This is a genomic window from Leclercia sp. LSNIH3 (genome assembly GCF_002935105.1).
GTDB lineage: Bacteria > Pseudomonadota > Gammaproteobacteria > Enterobacterales > Enterobacteriaceae > Enterobacter > Enterobacter adecarboxylatus.
The window spans coordinates 1,839,133-1,853,782 of the sequence record NZ_CP026387.1 but is presented as its reverse complement, the minus strand read 5'-3'; the positions used below and the strand labels follow the sequence as shown (position 1 = coordinate 1,853,782).

Annotated in this window: 15 protein-coding genes; 11 read left to right on the top strand and 4 right to left on the bottom strand. The window is 57.4% G+C overall.

Features of this window, described 5'->3' with window-relative positions; genetic code table 11:
* Positions 1-47 precede the first annotated feature (47 nt).
* The 4 genes from C3F35_RS08955 (at position 48) to C3F35_RS08940 (ending at position 2,965) form a co-directional block, all read left to right on the top strand.
* Positions 48-1,463 (top strand): aldehyde dehydrogenase family protein, encoded by a 1,416-nt coding sequence (locus tag C3F35_RS08955; protein ID WP_103792658.1) that lies wholly within the window; start codon positions 48-50, stop codon positions 1,461-1,463.
* A 120-nt stretch (positions 1,464-1,583) separates the two neighbouring features.
* Entirely contained in the window at positions 1,584-1,907 is a 324-nt protein-coding gene (locus tag C3F35_RS08950) for an antibiotic biosynthesis monooxygenase family protein (protein ID WP_032616338.1), read from the top strand.
* A complete protein-coding gene (locus tag C3F35_RS08945) occupies positions 1,900-2,298 on the top strand; it encodes an amino acid-binding protein (RefSeq protein ID WP_103792659.1) in 399 nt (132 codons plus the stop codon). The genes C3F35_RS08950 and C3F35_RS08945 overlap by 8 nt, the downstream gene beginning before the upstream one ends.
* Positions 2,270-2,965 (top strand): ArsR/SmtB family transcription factor, encoded by a 696-nt coding sequence (locus C3F35_RS08940; protein ID WP_032616341.1) that lies wholly within the window; start codon positions 2,270-2,272, stop codon positions 2,963-2,965. Before C3F35_RS08945 ends, C3F35_RS08940 begins: the two co-directional genes overlap by 29 nt.
* A 124-nt stretch (positions 2,966-3,089) precedes the next feature.
* Here the strand turns inward: C3F35_RS08940 and C3F35_RS08935 are convergent, their stop codons facing one another.
* On the bottom strand, positions 3,090-3,275 hold the full coding sequence (locus C3F35_RS08935) for a hypothetical protein (protein ID WP_103792660.1): 186 nt from the start codon (positions 3,273-3,275) through the stop codon (positions 3,090-3,092).
* Between the two features lie 280 nt (positions 3,276-3,555).
* Between C3F35_RS08935 and C3F35_RS08930 the strand changes: the two genes are divergently transcribed.
* The 5 genes from C3F35_RS08930 (at position 3,556) to C3F35_RS08910 (ending at position 7,247) form a co-directional block, all read left to right on the top strand.
* Complete coding sequence (locus tag C3F35_RS08930) at positions 3,556-4,167, top strand: helix-turn-helix transcriptional regulator (protein ID WP_103792661.1); 612 nt, start codon at positions 3,556-3,558, stop codon at positions 4,165-4,167.
* A 17-nt stretch (positions 4,168-4,184) separates the two neighbouring features.
* On the top strand, positions 4,185-4,526 hold the full coding sequence (locus C3F35_RS08925; protein WP_146054046.1) for a hypothetical protein: 342 nt from the start codon (positions 4,185-4,187) through the stop codon (positions 4,524-4,526).
* A 113-nt stretch (positions 4,527-4,639) separates the two neighbouring features.
* Positions 4,640-5,086 (top strand): MarR family winged helix-turn-helix transcriptional regulator, encoded by a 447-nt coding sequence (locus tag C3F35_RS08920; RefSeq protein ID WP_103792663.1) that lies wholly within the window; start codon positions 4,640-4,642, stop codon positions 5,084-5,086.
* Positions 5,087-5,106: 20 nt separating this feature from the next.
* Positions 5,107-6,174, top strand: coding sequence for an HlyD family secretion protein (locus C3F35_RS08915; protein ID WP_103792664.1), 1,068 nt, complete (start codon positions 5,107-5,109; stop codon positions 6,172-6,174).
* A gap of 5 nt (positions 6,175-6,179) precedes the next feature.
* Positions 6,180-7,247 carry a DUF2955 domain-containing protein gene (locus tag C3F35_RS08910; RefSeq protein ID WP_103792765.1) on the top strand — a complete coding sequence of 356 codons (1,068 nt, stop codon included), beginning with the start codon at positions 6,180-6,182 and terminating at the stop codon, positions 7,245-7,247.
* A gap of 5 nt (positions 7,248-7,252) precedes the next feature.
* Here the strand turns inward: C3F35_RS08910 and C3F35_RS08905 are convergent, their stop codons facing one another.
* The 3 genes from C3F35_RS08905 to C3F35_RS08895 all read right to left on the bottom strand — a co-directional run bounded on the left by C3F35_RS08905 (position 7,253) and on the right by C3F35_RS08895 (position 10,103).
* Positions 7,253-8,533 carry a DUF445 domain-containing protein gene (locus C3F35_RS08905; RefSeq protein ID WP_103792665.1) on the bottom strand — a complete coding sequence of 427 codons (1,281 nt, stop codon included), beginning with the start codon at positions 8,531-8,533 and terminating at the stop codon, positions 7,253-7,255.
* 134 nt (positions 8,534-8,667) lie between these two features.
* The gene (locus C3F35_RS08900) at positions 8,668-9,312 is read right to left on the bottom strand and encodes a LysE family translocator (RefSeq protein ID WP_032616347.1); all 645 of its coding nucleotides are present in this window, start codon (positions 9,310-9,312) and stop codon (positions 8,668-8,670) included.
* Between the two features lie 47 nt (positions 9,313-9,359).
* Complete coding sequence (locus tag C3F35_RS08895) at positions 9,360-10,103, bottom strand: helix-turn-helix transcriptional regulator (protein ID WP_103792666.1); 744 nt, start codon at positions 10,101-10,103, stop codon at positions 9,360-9,362.
* Positions 10,104-10,399: 296 nt separating this feature from the next.
* On the opposite strand from C3F35_RS08895, the gene C3F35_RS08890 reads away from it, so the two are divergent.
* Together C3F35_RS08890 and C3F35_RS08885 are read left to right on the top strand one after the other, a co-directional pair.
* Entirely contained in the window at positions 10,400-11,770 is a 1,371-nt protein-coding gene (locus C3F35_RS08890; RefSeq protein WP_103792667.1) for an NAD-dependent succinate-semialdehyde dehydrogenase, read from the top strand.
* 216 nt (positions 11,771-11,986) lie between these two features.
* Complete coding sequence (locus C3F35_RS08885; protein WP_103792668.1) at positions 11,987-14,524, top strand: penicillin G acylase; 2,538 nt, start codon at positions 11,987-11,989, stop codon at positions 14,522-14,524.
* Positions 14,525-14,650 lie beyond the last annotated feature (126 nt).

Here is a 14,650-nt window from a genome sequence, read left to right as displayed (position 1 = left end):
CGGAGAAGGTATGCCAGACTGGGTTCATCCAGCCTGAGGAGGTTTTTATGCACTATATCGAACAGATTTCTATCAACGGTGAATTTGTCACCCCACACGGCACCGAGCGTTTTGATCTCTATAACCCGGCGACGGCCCGGGTGACAGGACAGGTGCGTCTTGCTGATGAAGTCGATGCAGAGCGCGCCATTGCTGCCGCCAAAGCGGCGTTTCCGGCGTGGGCCAGAACCACGAAGCAGGAGCGCATCGCTGCCCTGCGACGCATGCAGGCTGCGGTGGCTGCCCGTCATGACGATCTGCTGGAGGCAGTGATTGAGGAGTACAGCGCGCCCGCGTCGCGTTCGGCGTGGATGGCAAGCTATCCGGCGGAGGTGATTGCCCAGGCTATCACGGCGCTGGAGACCTTTGAATTTACCGCCGTCGCCGGTGCGGCCAGGGTCGAGATGACCCCGCTGGGTGTCGCCGGACTTATTACCCCGTGGAACAGCGACGCGGGTTTTATCTGCGGCAAGCTGGCGGCAGCGCTGGCGGCAGGCTGCACCGCGGTGATCAAGCCCAGCGAGATGAGCGCTTTGCAGACGCAGATTGTGACCGAGGCTTTGCATGCCGCAGACCTGCCGCCGGGGGTGTTTAATATCATCACCGGGCGCGGCGACAGGGTAGGTGAGACCATCAGCCGTCACCCTGACGTGGCTAAAATATCCTTTACCGGCTCAACGCAGACCGGTAAAGCGATCCTGCGCAACGCGGCGGAGAACTTTACCCGCGTCACCCTGGAGCTGGGCGGTAAATCCCCGACCCTCATTCTTGACGATGCCGATCTCGACCAGGCCGTTTCGCTGGCGGTGCAGGCCGGGTTGATGAACAGCGGGCAGGCGTGCGTGGCCGGTACGCGCATCCTGGTGGCGCTGTCGCGTCAGGCTGAAATGGAACAGGCGCTGGCCCGGGCCATCGCGGCGGTGAAATCCGGCGATCCGCGTGACAGCACCACCGAGGTTGGCCCGATGGTGAGCGAAAAACAGTGGCAGCGGGTGCAGGGCTATATCCGCAAAGGGCAGGAGGAGGGTGCTCGTCTGCTGGCGGGGGGCGAAGGCCGGCCAGAGGGAACCCGGGACGGCTGGTTTGTCCGTCCGACGCTGTTTACCGATGTGCATAACCAGATGGCGATCGCCCGGGACGAGATTTTTGGTCCGGTACTGTGCATGATCCCCTACCGCGACGAGGCAGAGGCCATCGCCATTGCCAACGACACCGATTACGGCCTGAGTGCGCTGGTGCTGGGCGGTGACGCGGAACGCGCCCGGCGGGTGGCGCAGCAGATCCAGTCTGGCCGCGTGCTGGTCAATACCCTCGCCCATGAGCCGCAAGCCCCTTTTGGCGGGTTCAAACACTCCGGCGTCGGGCGCGAGATGGGTGCGTGGGGGATAAGGGCGTTTATGGAGCCGAAGTCGCTCCTTGGCTAAAACCGCCCGGCGTACTGCCGGGCACGTCGTTCAAACGTCACCCCATATTTCGCTCCTCACCGAAGTATCACGTTTTTGTTTCCTTCATGCTCTCCGTAACCTCACAACGGAGAGATCCTCATGATTGCAGTCCTGTTTGAAGCCAAAGCGCAGCCCGCGCATCAGGCGCGTTATCTGCAACTGGCCGCTGAGCTAAAACCGCTGCTGGCGGACATCGACGGCTTTATCGATATCGAACGTTTTCAGAGCCTGACCACCGAGGGCAAAATCCTCTCCCTCTCGTGGTGGCGGGATGAGGAGGCTGTTCAGCGCTGGAAGCAAAATGTGTTTCACCAGGCCGCGCAGGCCGAAGGGCGGGCGTCGATATTTGCCTGCTACCGTATTCGGGTCGCGCAGGTGGTGCGGGAATACGCTTCAGAAACCGGAGGAGAGGCCCATGTATGACGTTCATGTGATATTCAACCCTACGCCCGGCGAGCTGGCGCGCTTTGGTCAGCTGCTGGGGCAGCATGGCGTGGGGCTGGAGGGCGGCGGCGTCTTTGGCGTGGAGGCGCATTTTCTGGTGGAGGAGGGCGATAAAGCCCGGGCCGTGTTGCTGGATGGCGGGTTTAACGTGCTGGCGGTGCGTAAACCGCTTATCCGTAAGTTAAAACAGGAACGTCCCGGCGAGCTGGGGGAGATTGCCGCCGCGCTGGCCGCGCAGGGGGTGTCCATCCTGACCCAATACAGCGATCATGCGAACCACCTTATTCTGCTGACGGATAATGATAAGCTGGCGGCAGAGATCACTGAGCCGTGGGCAGCCTATGCTAAAGACCCGTTTACCTCCCGATAACAGCACCGCGCTGGAGCTGGCCGTGGCGGCAGTCGCCGCAACGATGGCCGATCCTTCCCGGGTGAAAATGCTCTGCGCCATGATGGACGGCCGGGCGTGGACCGCCACAGAACTCAGCGCCGTGGCGGATGTGGCGCCCTCTACCGCCAGCGGGCATCTTACCCGGCTGATGGAGGGGCGGCTGATCACCTGCCTGTCTCAGGGCAGGCATCGCTACTATCGGCTGGCAGGGCATGAAGTTGCGGAGCTGGTGGAGCAGATGATGGGGATGTCCTGGGGGCGCATCACCCCGCCGGAGACGACGGCACCGGAATCGATGCGCCACGCCCGCACCTGCTATGACCATCTGGCGGGCACGGTCGCGGTACAGATATATGACTTTATGCAGGCCGAGGGCTGGCTGGTGGCAGATGGCTCGGCCCTCACCCTGAGCGGGCGCGAGGCGTTCCTGTCTCTGGGGATCGTGTTGAATGCCAGGACCCGACGAAAAGCCTGCTGCGCCTGTCTGGACTGGAGCGAGCGGCGGTTTCATCTGGGCGGTGAGGCAGGTGCGGCGCTGCTGGTGCATATGGATACCAAAGGCTGGATCCAGCGGGTGGCGGGATTCCGCGACGTGGTGGTGACTGCGTCAGGCAGACGTGCCATTTGCCAGCACTTTAGCCGCTGAGGAAACCTCCGTTTATTATTTTATGAAGGGAAAAACGGAACCGAACGTCATTCGCAGGGCATGATAAATTAATTACCGTCCTGCCAGAAAGAAAGCCGCATACAGCGTATGCGGCTTATTTGTTTTAGAAGTTAAGCGACCAGGTGGCGTTCATTGTCTGATCGGTGTCGCCGGTGACAATATTAAGCCGCTGCCAAAAAGTAAGCTCATACGGGCAGCCAGGCGCGTCAATCGAAAAGAATTGTTCATATAAAAATCCTTCTATAGTGCGTAATGATTTTATTTCGCAGTGACGAATATAAAAACGCATACACTGTTTAATCCTTGGTTACATTTCGCAGCATATCAAAAGAAATAAACGCGAAGGTCAGATTGATCTTCCTTCGATTGGATTAATCTTATTGGGTGGGATTTCTCACTGTAATAACAGACGAATAATGCCTTCAAATATGCGCTTTTGCGAGCAACCGCACAAAGTGTCCCTCATGGCCTGAGAATATTCCTACAATCCCCTAGAAAATTGTTAATTGAAAATTAATACATTCTCGATGATTATGAACGAATCCACAGTGATGATAAGGATATAGGCAATGATTATAGTATTAACATCCTGTAGATATTTTCAGCAGGGCTTTGCCGTGCTGGTTGAACAGTTAATGACGGAGGCGCCATCCTTTCAGCGGGTGCTGTATCTTGATGACATTAAAAAAGTGACAAAAGAGGATCTTGTCCGTACAAAAGCCATTGTTGTCGATTATGGTGAGTCTGATATCAAGGTATTAAATACGTTGCTGGATATTAAAAATCGCTATGAACAACGTTATTTTATTTTTATTACCCGGGATGTGTGCTACGAAAGCACGATTGAAAATATTTTGATTAATACCATCGCCGACTACACCATCGATTGTAAAAGTGCCGTAACCAAATTACGCGCCTGTCTTGCCCATCTGGCACAGGAAGATCAGCCGGTCACGATTTTTAAAAACGCGCGCTGGCATCATCTTGAAAAAGAACAACGGCTCACCCGCATGGAGACCATGCTGCTGCCGTATATTGTGTCGGGGAAAAAGAATAAAGAGATCACCCGCTACCTGGATGTGACCGGAAAAACCGTCAGCCATCATCGGCGTAATATTTACCGCAAGTTCGCCGTGACCAATCTGACCGGATTGTATAAAAAATTTGATCAACGCGTTTGATGCTGTCAGAGAACTGTATGGAAAAAATGATCGCTGCACAAAAGAGCCTGGAAATAGCGCTCTTAATCCTGATCGAGAATGACGATAACGAAGAGAAGCAGCGCCGGATCTACCAGGAATGTCTGTGCACCATCACCCAGGAGAGTTTCCCTAAGCTTTTACGCATGGATTACTTCGATTTGTTACGGCTGGCCAATGTGCCGTTCACTAACCCCGGCACGTCGCTAGCGGAACTCAATGCCCATCAGGAACTCCACAGCCTGCTCCCGATGGCGATGCTGCATCTCTATAAACGCCTGACGGAATGGATCGCCATTGAAAATTATCTCCGCAGTCAGCAGCACATTACAGTCAGGTAAGACAGGCGAGGCCTCGCTGGCCCGCTTTCGCAATTCCTGCTCTTAACCTCCTCGTTTCTTGATACTTACCCTGATAACTATTATCTTCGCAGCGTGTGAAGCGAGGATCCCCCATGCGTGAAGAAGATCTGTTCTGCCGTCGGCCCATGGGCATGCGAATGGCAATGATTGTGCGTCAGTGGCGCGCGGTGATTGACGACGCCATTCTCGAGACCGGGTTAACCCAGTCAAGCTGGACGGTGATGATGCAGCTGAAACAGTTGGGGGATAACGTCTCGGTAAGCGAACTGGCGGAGGTGCAGGGTATTGAACTGCCGCCGCTGATGCGCACCCTTTCACAGCTGGAAAAGCAGGGCTATCTGCTGCGCACCACATCGCCTTACGACAAGCGCATCCGGCTGCTGAGGCTCACACCCGAGGGGAACGCGGTGCTGAAAACGCTGACCCAGGTTATCGAAACGTTCCAGGAACGGGTATCGCAGAATATCGCTCCGGACCATCTCGAGATTTTCAGCGCCACACTTAATCAAATCGCCTGCAATTTGCGGACAATCCGCTAAGAAGATAACAAGATCAAATAATCATGACCCCTGAACAAAAGTTTGCCCGCTGGGTAAGGGTGAGTATTGCCTCTTTCCTGCTAATGTTTGTCTATTTTATTGTCGCGGATATCTGGATCCCGCTGACGCCGGATGCCACGGTGATGCGCGTGGTGACGCCCGTTTCGGCGCGGGTCTCCGGCTATGTGGCGGCGGTGCATGTGCACAACAACAGCCAGGTGAAGAAGGGCGATCTGCTGTTTGAACTCGACCCTACGCCGTTTCGCAATAAGGTAGAGGCCGCAGAGATTGCCCTGCAACAGGCACGGCTCGCCAATGAGCAGCTGGATGCGCAGATCGTGGCGGCCCAGGCCAGCCTGAAAACCGCCCAGCTTACCGCCCGCAACGACAAAGTGACTTTCGATCGCTATCAGAAACTCAGCACCCTGCAGAACGTCTCGCGAGCGGATCTGGATAAAGTCCGCACCACCTGGCAGAGCAGCGAGCAGAGCGTCGCCAATCTGACTGCCAGCATCCACCAGCTGCGCATTGAGCGCGGCGAGCGGGATGAAAAGCGTAACGTGACGCTGCAAAAATACCGCAACGCGCTGGATGAGGCTGAACTCAATCTCGGCTGGACGAAGATCTACGCCGAAGCCGACGGCACGGTCAGCAACGTCCAGCTTAGCCCCGGTTTTTATGCCGCCTCCGGCTCGGCGGCGCTGGCGCTGGTGAACAATCAGAGCGATATCGTCGCCGATTTCCGCGAAAAGAGCCTGCGCCATACCCACCAGAACACCGATGCCGCGGTCGTGTTTGACGCCTTCCCGGGCCGCGTGTTCCGCGCCCATGTCACCAGCAGCGATGCCGGTATTTTAGCGGGACAGGAGGCGGTCAACGGCCAACTCTCGGAGCCGGAAACCTCCAACCGCTGGGTGCGTGACGCGCAACGTATGCGCATTCATGTGGCGCTGGATGAACCCCTGCCGAAGCACCTCCCGACGGGCGCGCGCGCTACCATACAGCTCTATAACAGCGAAGGTCCGTTTGCCCGCTTCTTCTCCGGGATGCAGATCCACCTCGTCAGCCTGCTGCACTATGTCTATTGATCATCATGTCTATTAATACCCTGGCGCGGGTCTTTACCCCGCACGGCAACATCGTCTACACCGCCAACGACTTTCGCCAGACGTTGCGCATCGTGTTTGCCGGGATGATTGCCCTGAGCGTGTCGAGTTTTTACAGCACCAGTTACGGCGTCTTCTTCGTGATCTACCCGATCATGCTGCTGTCGCTGGTGCCGGTATTTAACCGTCACGTCGCAAAACAGTTTATATTCAGTTCTGCCCTGAACTGCATCGAAATGGTATTTATTATCGGCTATCTGGCTCAGTGGCCGGTGATCATGACGCTGGTAGTGTTTGGCCTGTATGTGATGCGTTTTCGCTTTATGAGTCAGGGGCCGCTGTTTCTGTTTGGCTCAATGGGTGTAGTGTGTCAAAGCACCATGCTCAACTTTATGAGCTATCCCACCACCAACTGGCACACGCTGTTGTTCTCGAACCTTGAAGCCAGCGTGATGGCGGTGTGCCTGAGCGCGCTGATGCACTATCTGCTGCCAGACGTCGAGCCGCGCACGCCACCGCCGCGTCTGGAGAAAGATGCCGCCCGCGTGCGCCATGAGTCGCTGCTCTCCGGGACGGTGGCGACGCTGATTTTTGTCGTGTTCCAGATAAGCGATCTCAGCGATTCGCTGTCGGCGCTGATGGCGGGGATCCTGATCCTCTTCCCGATGCATTATCGCGGGGCAGTGATGAGCTCCCTGTGGCGCGTGGTCGGGGTGGTGATCGGCTGCCTGTACATCCTGCTGGTGCAGCTGGTGCTGTACGATCACAGCAGCCACATGCTGTTGATGATGCCGCTGATTGGCCTTGGGCTGGCGTTTGGCGCGCGTCTGCACGTGATGGAGAAGGTGGGTGCCGGCGTCGGGTTTGCCAGCATCACCACCATCGGGATCATGTTCGGCCAGAATATGCACCCGGACGGCGACCTGGTGTTCAGCGATCTCTACCGCATCGTCTCGGTGACGGTGGCGCTGGTGGCGACCCTGACGGTGGTGTTCCTGATGCACATGTTCCTCAACTGCTTTGCGCCGACGCGCTACGTGATCCGCAATACCTGATTCTATTACCGGGTAAGCAGCGGCAGCACATCGGGCAATTGTGAGAGCAGGAACAGAATCAGCCCGATGGTGCCGCCCACCAGGGTGCCGTTAACGCGGATAAACTGTAGATCCTTGCCGATGTTCAGCTCAATCTGCCGGGACATATCTTTGGCATCCCAGCCTTTGACCGTGTCGCTGATATGGCGGGTGAGGAACCGGGCAAAATCCGGTGCCACCCGATGGGCGGCCTGCTCCAGGTGTTCATTCAGCGAGGCACGCAGGTTGGTATCCGCCACCAGGGTCTCACCAAACCACAGCCCGGCATTGGCGAGGCGCTGTTTGACGCGGGAGTCGTCGCTCTGCATGTCCGCTTTCAACCAGTGACGCAGGTCGCCCCACATTTCGCCCAGATAGCGGTTAAAGGCCTCGTCGTTCTTCAGATATTCTTTAATGTTCTCGGCTTTGGCCGCGGTTTCCGGATCGTTTTTCAGATTATCCACCAGCTTCAGCACCGCGCGATCGAAGGCCTGACGGATCTGGTGGGTGCGGTCGTGGCTGACGTCATCCAGAATGGCATTCACCGCATTCGAGACCAGCTCGGCGCTCTGATCCCCCAACCACTCGGTGGGCAAAATCATCGCCTTGCGCGGGTGCTCGGTCTTCAGCCATTGAACGATTTGCGCGGCGATAAAGTCGCGGGTGCTGTCGCGCTGCAGGAGCGTGATCAGGCGATTAATCACCGCGTCCAGCAGCACCTGGTGACGGTCGTTTTTGGTCATGCTCTCCAGCATGGCGGCGCTGGTTTCACTGAAATCGACCTTATCCAGCGCCTTATGCACCGCCCGTTTAAGCATGCGTTGAATGCGCCCGTCGTCGGTCAGCTCGAGGAAACCGCTCATCACCTGCATGATGTGCTGCCCGACGCGCTGGGCGTTATCCGGCTTGCTGAACCAGTTGCCGATGAGCAATGCCGGTTCGTGCTGGCGGATGAGCGCCACCAGCGACTGGGTATCAAGAAATTTTTCCTGCACGAACTGGCCGAGATTGTCGCCAATCCGGTCTTTATTGCGCGGGATAATCGCCGTATGCCGTGAAATGAACGGGATCGGCACCCGGCGGAACAGGGCCACCACGGCAAACCAGTCTGCCAGTGCACCGACCATGGCCGCTTCGGCAATGGCCTTTACCCCCCGCACCCAGAAGGTCTGCGGCAGGAAGAGAGTGGCGATAAAGGTCGCGGCGGCAATCAGCAGCAGCGACAGCGCCAGAAGCTTGGCGCGTTTGAGTTCAGCGAGTTTTTCCATAGGGTTAAGAATAGAGGGAGAAAAGGCGAAGGGGCAAGGAGACGGGCATTTTGCCCCGGTGGCGCTGTGCTTACCGGGGCTACGATGTATGTTTCCCAGATCAGGCGAAGCCGCCACCCGGCGTTGTCCCCGCATCAGACTGAGGTGAAAAATCGCCACAGGATCCCTGCACCAAACACCATCAGCACGACGCCCGCCAGGCGCTCGATTTTCCAGATGTTGTTGCTCAACCGCCGTTGTACGCTGGGCAGGGCGATAAACATTACCACCGCCAGATCCCACACCAGCACCACCGTGACCATCCAGATCCCGCTGACCGATTGCTGAAGCAGCGTCACGTCCGGCCCGAGCAGCGCGGTCATCAGCGCCAGATAAAACAGTGCGTTTTTCGGGTTTAACACCGCGGAACCCAGCCCGAGGAGAAGCTGTCTGCGCCAGCCAGGACAGGCCGATTCGGTGTGGTTAAGAGCAAGCGTTCCAGGCTGGCTGCGCACCAGATGCCAGCCAATCCACAGCAGATACAGTGCGCCCAGGAGTTCAATGGCGCTAAAAAGCGGCGTGAACTGGCGCAGCGCACTCGAGCCAACGATGACCAGCAGGATGTACAGCCCGTTGCCTGCGGCGATCCCCACGCATAACCCGGCACTGCCGCGCAGACGATAGCGGGCGGCGAACCCCATCAGCAGAAAGAAATCCGGGCCGGGGCTGAGCAGGGCGACAAAATGCGCCAGCGCGAGAGCCAAAAACGCGGGGGGAAAGAGAGTGGTAAGCAGTTCCATAGTGACCTCATCAGCAAAACTGAGGTCAGGCTACGCTGATGCGAGCGCTAATTATTGTCGGATATTGATCGCCCGGTGGCGTACTGGCGCGGCGTAGCAGCCGTATAGCTGACAAAGGTTTTATGGAAGTGGCTCTGATCGGCAAAGCCGCTCTGATAGCTGACATCAGCAATATCATCCCCGGCACGCAGACGTGCTTTGGCGAACTCTATCCGGGTCACGTTCAGAAAAGTACCGGGCGTCAGGCCTGTATCCTGCTTAAAGGTTCTGATAAGCGTCTCTTTGCGCAGCGAAAAGCGCTGGGCTAAGACGTCCAACGACGGCGGGGTTTGCAGGCTGTGACGTAACGTCTGCTGAAGCGCAAGGCTGGTGGGCCGCAACGGGATGGGCGGCGTTGGCCGGGTGGTCAGCAGGGCGAGAAACCTGTCGATGGCCGTCGCCGAGAGTGTCTCCACGACTGTCAGATACTGGCGAAACAGCGCCTCGCTGCGGATCACCAGCAGGGCGGGCTGATGGTCGGTCTCCAGATACAGCATATGGTAGCTGCGCGGCTGTCCTGCTACCGGGTTACAGCTGTGCGGCATATGCGCGGGTATGACAATCAGATCGCCCGGATAAAGGGTGAACGGTTCGCCGTTGCAGGTGCAGCAGGTCTGCCCCTCCAGAATAGCGCCAATGGAGAGCTGCGCATGGCTATGACGCTTGTAGGCCTGCGTGCTTTGCCAGGTGCTACGCAGTTCAACGCCGGGCTGGCGAAGAAAGGTCTGATTAACGTGGCGTGTGTAGGTCATGGCGAATACCGAACGGAGGGGTAACAGAGTTATAGCACGATGGCAGCGACGATTCCCCTCTTCGTTACCCGGCTTGGGCGTGTATTGATGGCGATGCTATGGGGTGGCTCGAACATGTGAGGGAAGGATATTAAGCGCGTCTGAATGCTAATTTGCGTGAAGCCATGCGGCATAAACTTAGCAAAAAATAATCGGTACCATTCTCCAGGTGGCGCACTCTATATACCTAACTTTACCTGCGAACCCAGCCATTTTGACTACCCTTAATACCCAACGCGGTAAAAAAGGAGGCAACAATGGCCTATCAGACAATGAATCCTGCCAACAACAAACTCATCAAAGAATACTCTTCTCATACCGATGCTGATGTCGAGGCGGCGCTGAGCACCGCCGATGCGCTCTACCACTCCGACTGGTCGAAGGGCAGCATCGACAAACGCCTGGCGGTGCTGCACAAGCTGGCAGATCTGATTGATTCCCGTACCGAAGAGCTGGCTAAAATCGCCAGCGTGGAGATGGGTAAACTGATTGCCCAGAGCCGCGGCGAGGTTAAACTCTGCGCGCAGATCGCTCGCTACTATGCGGATAACGCCAAACAATTTCTCGCCCCGGTGAAATACCCATCTGAGATGGGCGAAGCCTGGGTAGAGCATCACCCCATCGGCGTGGTGATGGCCGTGGAACCGTGGAACTTCCCTTATTACCAGCTGATGCGCGTGCTGGCCCCGAACCTGGCGGCAGGTAACCCTGTGCTCGCCAAACATGCCAGCATCGTTCCACACTGTGCGGAGACCTTCGCCCATCTGGTGCGTGAAGCCGGTGCGCCGGACGGGGCATGGACCAACCTGTTTATCTCTTCCGATCAGGTGGCGAACATCATTGCCGACGATCGCGTGCAGGGTGCAGCCCTGACCGGGTCGGAGAAGGCGGGTAGCATCGTGGCTGCGCAGGCAGCGAAGCACATCAAAAAATCGACCCTCGAACTGGGCGGCAACGACGTGTTCGTGGTGCTGGACGATGCGGATCTGGAGAAAGCGGTGAAGATCGGCGTCAACGCGCGCCTGGCCAATGCCGGACAGGTCTGTACAGCCGCCAAGCGCTTTATCGTGCATGAGAAGGTGGCGGAGCAGTTCCTGACGAAATACACCGAGGCATTCCGCGCGATTACCATCGGCGATCCGCTTGATGAGAACACCCGCCTGGGGCCGCTGTCCTCGAAAGAGGCGCTTGAGACCCTGACGAAACAGGTGGATGAAGCAGTGAAAAATGGCGCGACGCTGCATTACGGCGGCAAGCCGGTGCAGCGCGAGGGCAGCTTCTTTGAGCCGACCATTCTGACTAACATTACCCGCGATAACCCGGCCTATTTTGAAGAGTTCTTTGGGCCGGTGGCGCAGGTCTACGTGGTCAAAAACGATGACGAGGCGGTGAAACTCGCCAACGACTCCCACTATGGTCTGGGCGGCGCGGTGTTCAGCAAAGATATCGATCGCGCCAAAAAAATGGCCTCGAGAATCGAGACCGGGATGGTGTGGATCAACTGGCTTACCGATACCGCACCAGAGCTGCCGTTTGGCGGCGTGAAGCGCTCCGGCTACGGCCGTGAGCTGTCGGATCTGGGGATTAAAGAGTTTGTGAACCAGAAGCTGGTGGTGATCCGCCGCTAGGTATTCTCCCTTCCCCTCACCCTCTCCCCACAGGGGAGAGGGAACACGCCTGCCGCCCTTTATAAGTGATTCGCATAAATGTGATATGGCGTAATAATTGTGTCGCAAATTAGCTAGCCACCTCACAGTTCGCAGACAAACCATCCCGCCATTCTGGCTAACCATTGGGCTGTTGCTAGTATGAATTCGCTAATCATACACCTGCAAGAGGATACAATGATAAACAGAAACCGTATGATCGTGAACTGTATTGTGGCTTCCCTGGCCTGTTCATGGACTCTGACAACGCAGGCGGAAAGCGCCTCAACCGCAGTAAAAATCGTACGTGATGAGTACGGTATGCCCCATATTTACGCCGATGATACCTACCGTCTTTTTTATGGCTACGGCTATGTCGTGGCGCAGGATCGTCTGTTCCAGATGGAGATGGCACGGCGCAGTACCCAGGGACAGGTGGCAGAAGTCCTCGGCAAGACCTTTGTTAAATTCGACAAGGATATCCGTCAGAACTACTGGCCTGATTCAATCCGCCAGCAAATCGCCGCGCTCAGCGCAGATGACAAAGCCATTCTGCAGGGCTATGCCGACGGGATGAACGCCTGGATCGATCGGGTAAACCGCGACCCAGACAAACTGCTGCCGAAGCAGTTCACAACCTTTGGTTTCACGCCGAAACACTGGGAAGCCTTTGATGTGGCGATGGTCTTCGTGGGCACCATGGCGAACCGTTTTTCAGATGCCACCAGCGAAATCGATAACCTTGCCCTGCTGACCGCGCTAAAAGATAAATACGGTGAAAAAGGGATGGCGGTCTTTAACCAGCTGAAATGGCTGGTGAACCCGGCGGCACCCACCACCATCGCCCCCCAAGAGAGCCAGTATCCGGTTAAGTTCGATCTCCACACCACGCAAACCGCCGCCCTGTTGCCCCGTTACGATATGTCACCACCCATGCTGGATCGACCGGCCAAAGGTGATGACGGCGGCCTGCTCGCGCTGACGTCGGCGCAAAATCGCGAGACCATCATGGCGCAGTTTGCTCACGGCGGTGCCAATGGCCTGGCAGGCTATCCCACCACCAGCAATATGTGGGTGCTGGGTAAGGGCAAAACTCAGGATGCGAAAGCGATCATGGTCAACGGCCCGCAGTTCGGCTGGTATGCTCCGGCCTACACCTACGGCATTGGGCTGCACGGCGCGGGTTATGATGTTACCGGCAATACACCGTTCGCGTATCCGGGGCTGGTATTCGGCCACAATGGCACGATTTCCTGGGGTTCAACGGCCGGGTTCGGCGATGATGTCGACATTTTTGCAGAACAGCTCTCTGCCGATAAACCAGGGTATTACCTGCATAACGGCGAGTGGATCAGCATGCTCAGCCGGGAGGAAACCATTGCCGTCAAAGACGGGCAGCCGGAGACGTTTACCGTCTATCGCACCGTGCATGGCAACGTGATCAAAACCGACACCGCCACCCAGACGGCTTATGCCAAAGCCCGCGCCTGGGATGGCAAAGAGGTGGCATCCCTGCTGGCCTGGACGCACCAGATGAAGGCCAAAAACTGGCAGGAGTGGACCCGGCAGGCGGCGAAGCAGGCGCTGACCATCAATTGGTACTACGCCGATATCGACGGCAACATCGGCTATGTGCATGGCGGGGCTTACCCGCAGCGTCAGCCGGGACACGATCCGCGCCTCCCGGTGCCGGGAACCGGGAAGTGGGACTGGCAGGGGCTGCTGCCGTTTGATCTCAATCCTAAGGTCTATAACCCGAAATCGGGCTATATCGCTAACTGGAACAACTCGCCCCAGCAGGGGTATCCGGCGTCAGATCTGTTTGCCTTTTTATGGGGCGGAGCGGATCGGGTCACCGAGATCGCCCGGCTTATCGATAAACAAGCGACCTTTACCTACGAGCAGGCCTGGGATCTGATCCGGCAGACCAGCCGTCAGGATTTGACCCGTCGGCTGTTCTTGCCCGCCCTGCAAAACGCTACTGCGCAGCTGTCTGCCAGCGACCCGCGTCAGCAGCTGGTGAAATCGCTTAGCGACTGGGATGGCGTGAATCACCTCAACAATGATGGCAAAACCCTGCAACAGCCGGGTTCGGCGATTTTAAACGTCTGGCTGACCAGCATGCTGAAAAAGACCGTGGCAGCGGCCGTGCCGCAGCCGTTCGATAAATGGTATAGCGCCAGCGGCTACGAAACCACGCAGGACGGGCCGACCGGGTCACTGAATATCAGCGTGGGGGCGAAACTGCTTTATGAGGCGTTGCAGGGTGATAAATCCCCGATCCCGCAGGCGGTGGATATGTTTGGCGGCAGGCCGCAACAGGAGGTGATCCTTAAGGCCCTGCAGCAGACCTGGCAGACGCTGTCGCAGCAGTACGGCACTGATATCGCGCAGTGGAAAACCCCGGCGATGGCGTTGACCTTCCGCGCCAATAACTTCTTTGGTGTTCCTCAGGCGGCACCGGAAGAGGCCGTGCATCAGGCGGAGTACCAGAATCGCGGTACGGAAAACGACATGATTGTTTTCTCGCCGACATCGCAGGAAGCGCCGGTGCTGGCGTGGGATGTGATGGCACCGGGTCAGAGTGGTTTTATCGCCCCGGACGGCACGCCGGATAAACATTATCGCGATCAGCAGAAACTGTATGAAACCTTTGGGCGTAAACCCTTGTGGTTAACTCCGCAGGAGGTGGCAGCGCATCAGGAGTCGCAGGAGATTTTACAGGTGCAGCGGTAAGCGTGGAGGTGGTTTGCCCTGACTAAGCGCGACCGGGCAATGTTGCCCGGTCGCGCTGCGCCTGCACGGGCCTGGGGTTTGTCGGCCGGGTAGCGTAGCGCGACCCGGCAACAAAGGCTGTACGGA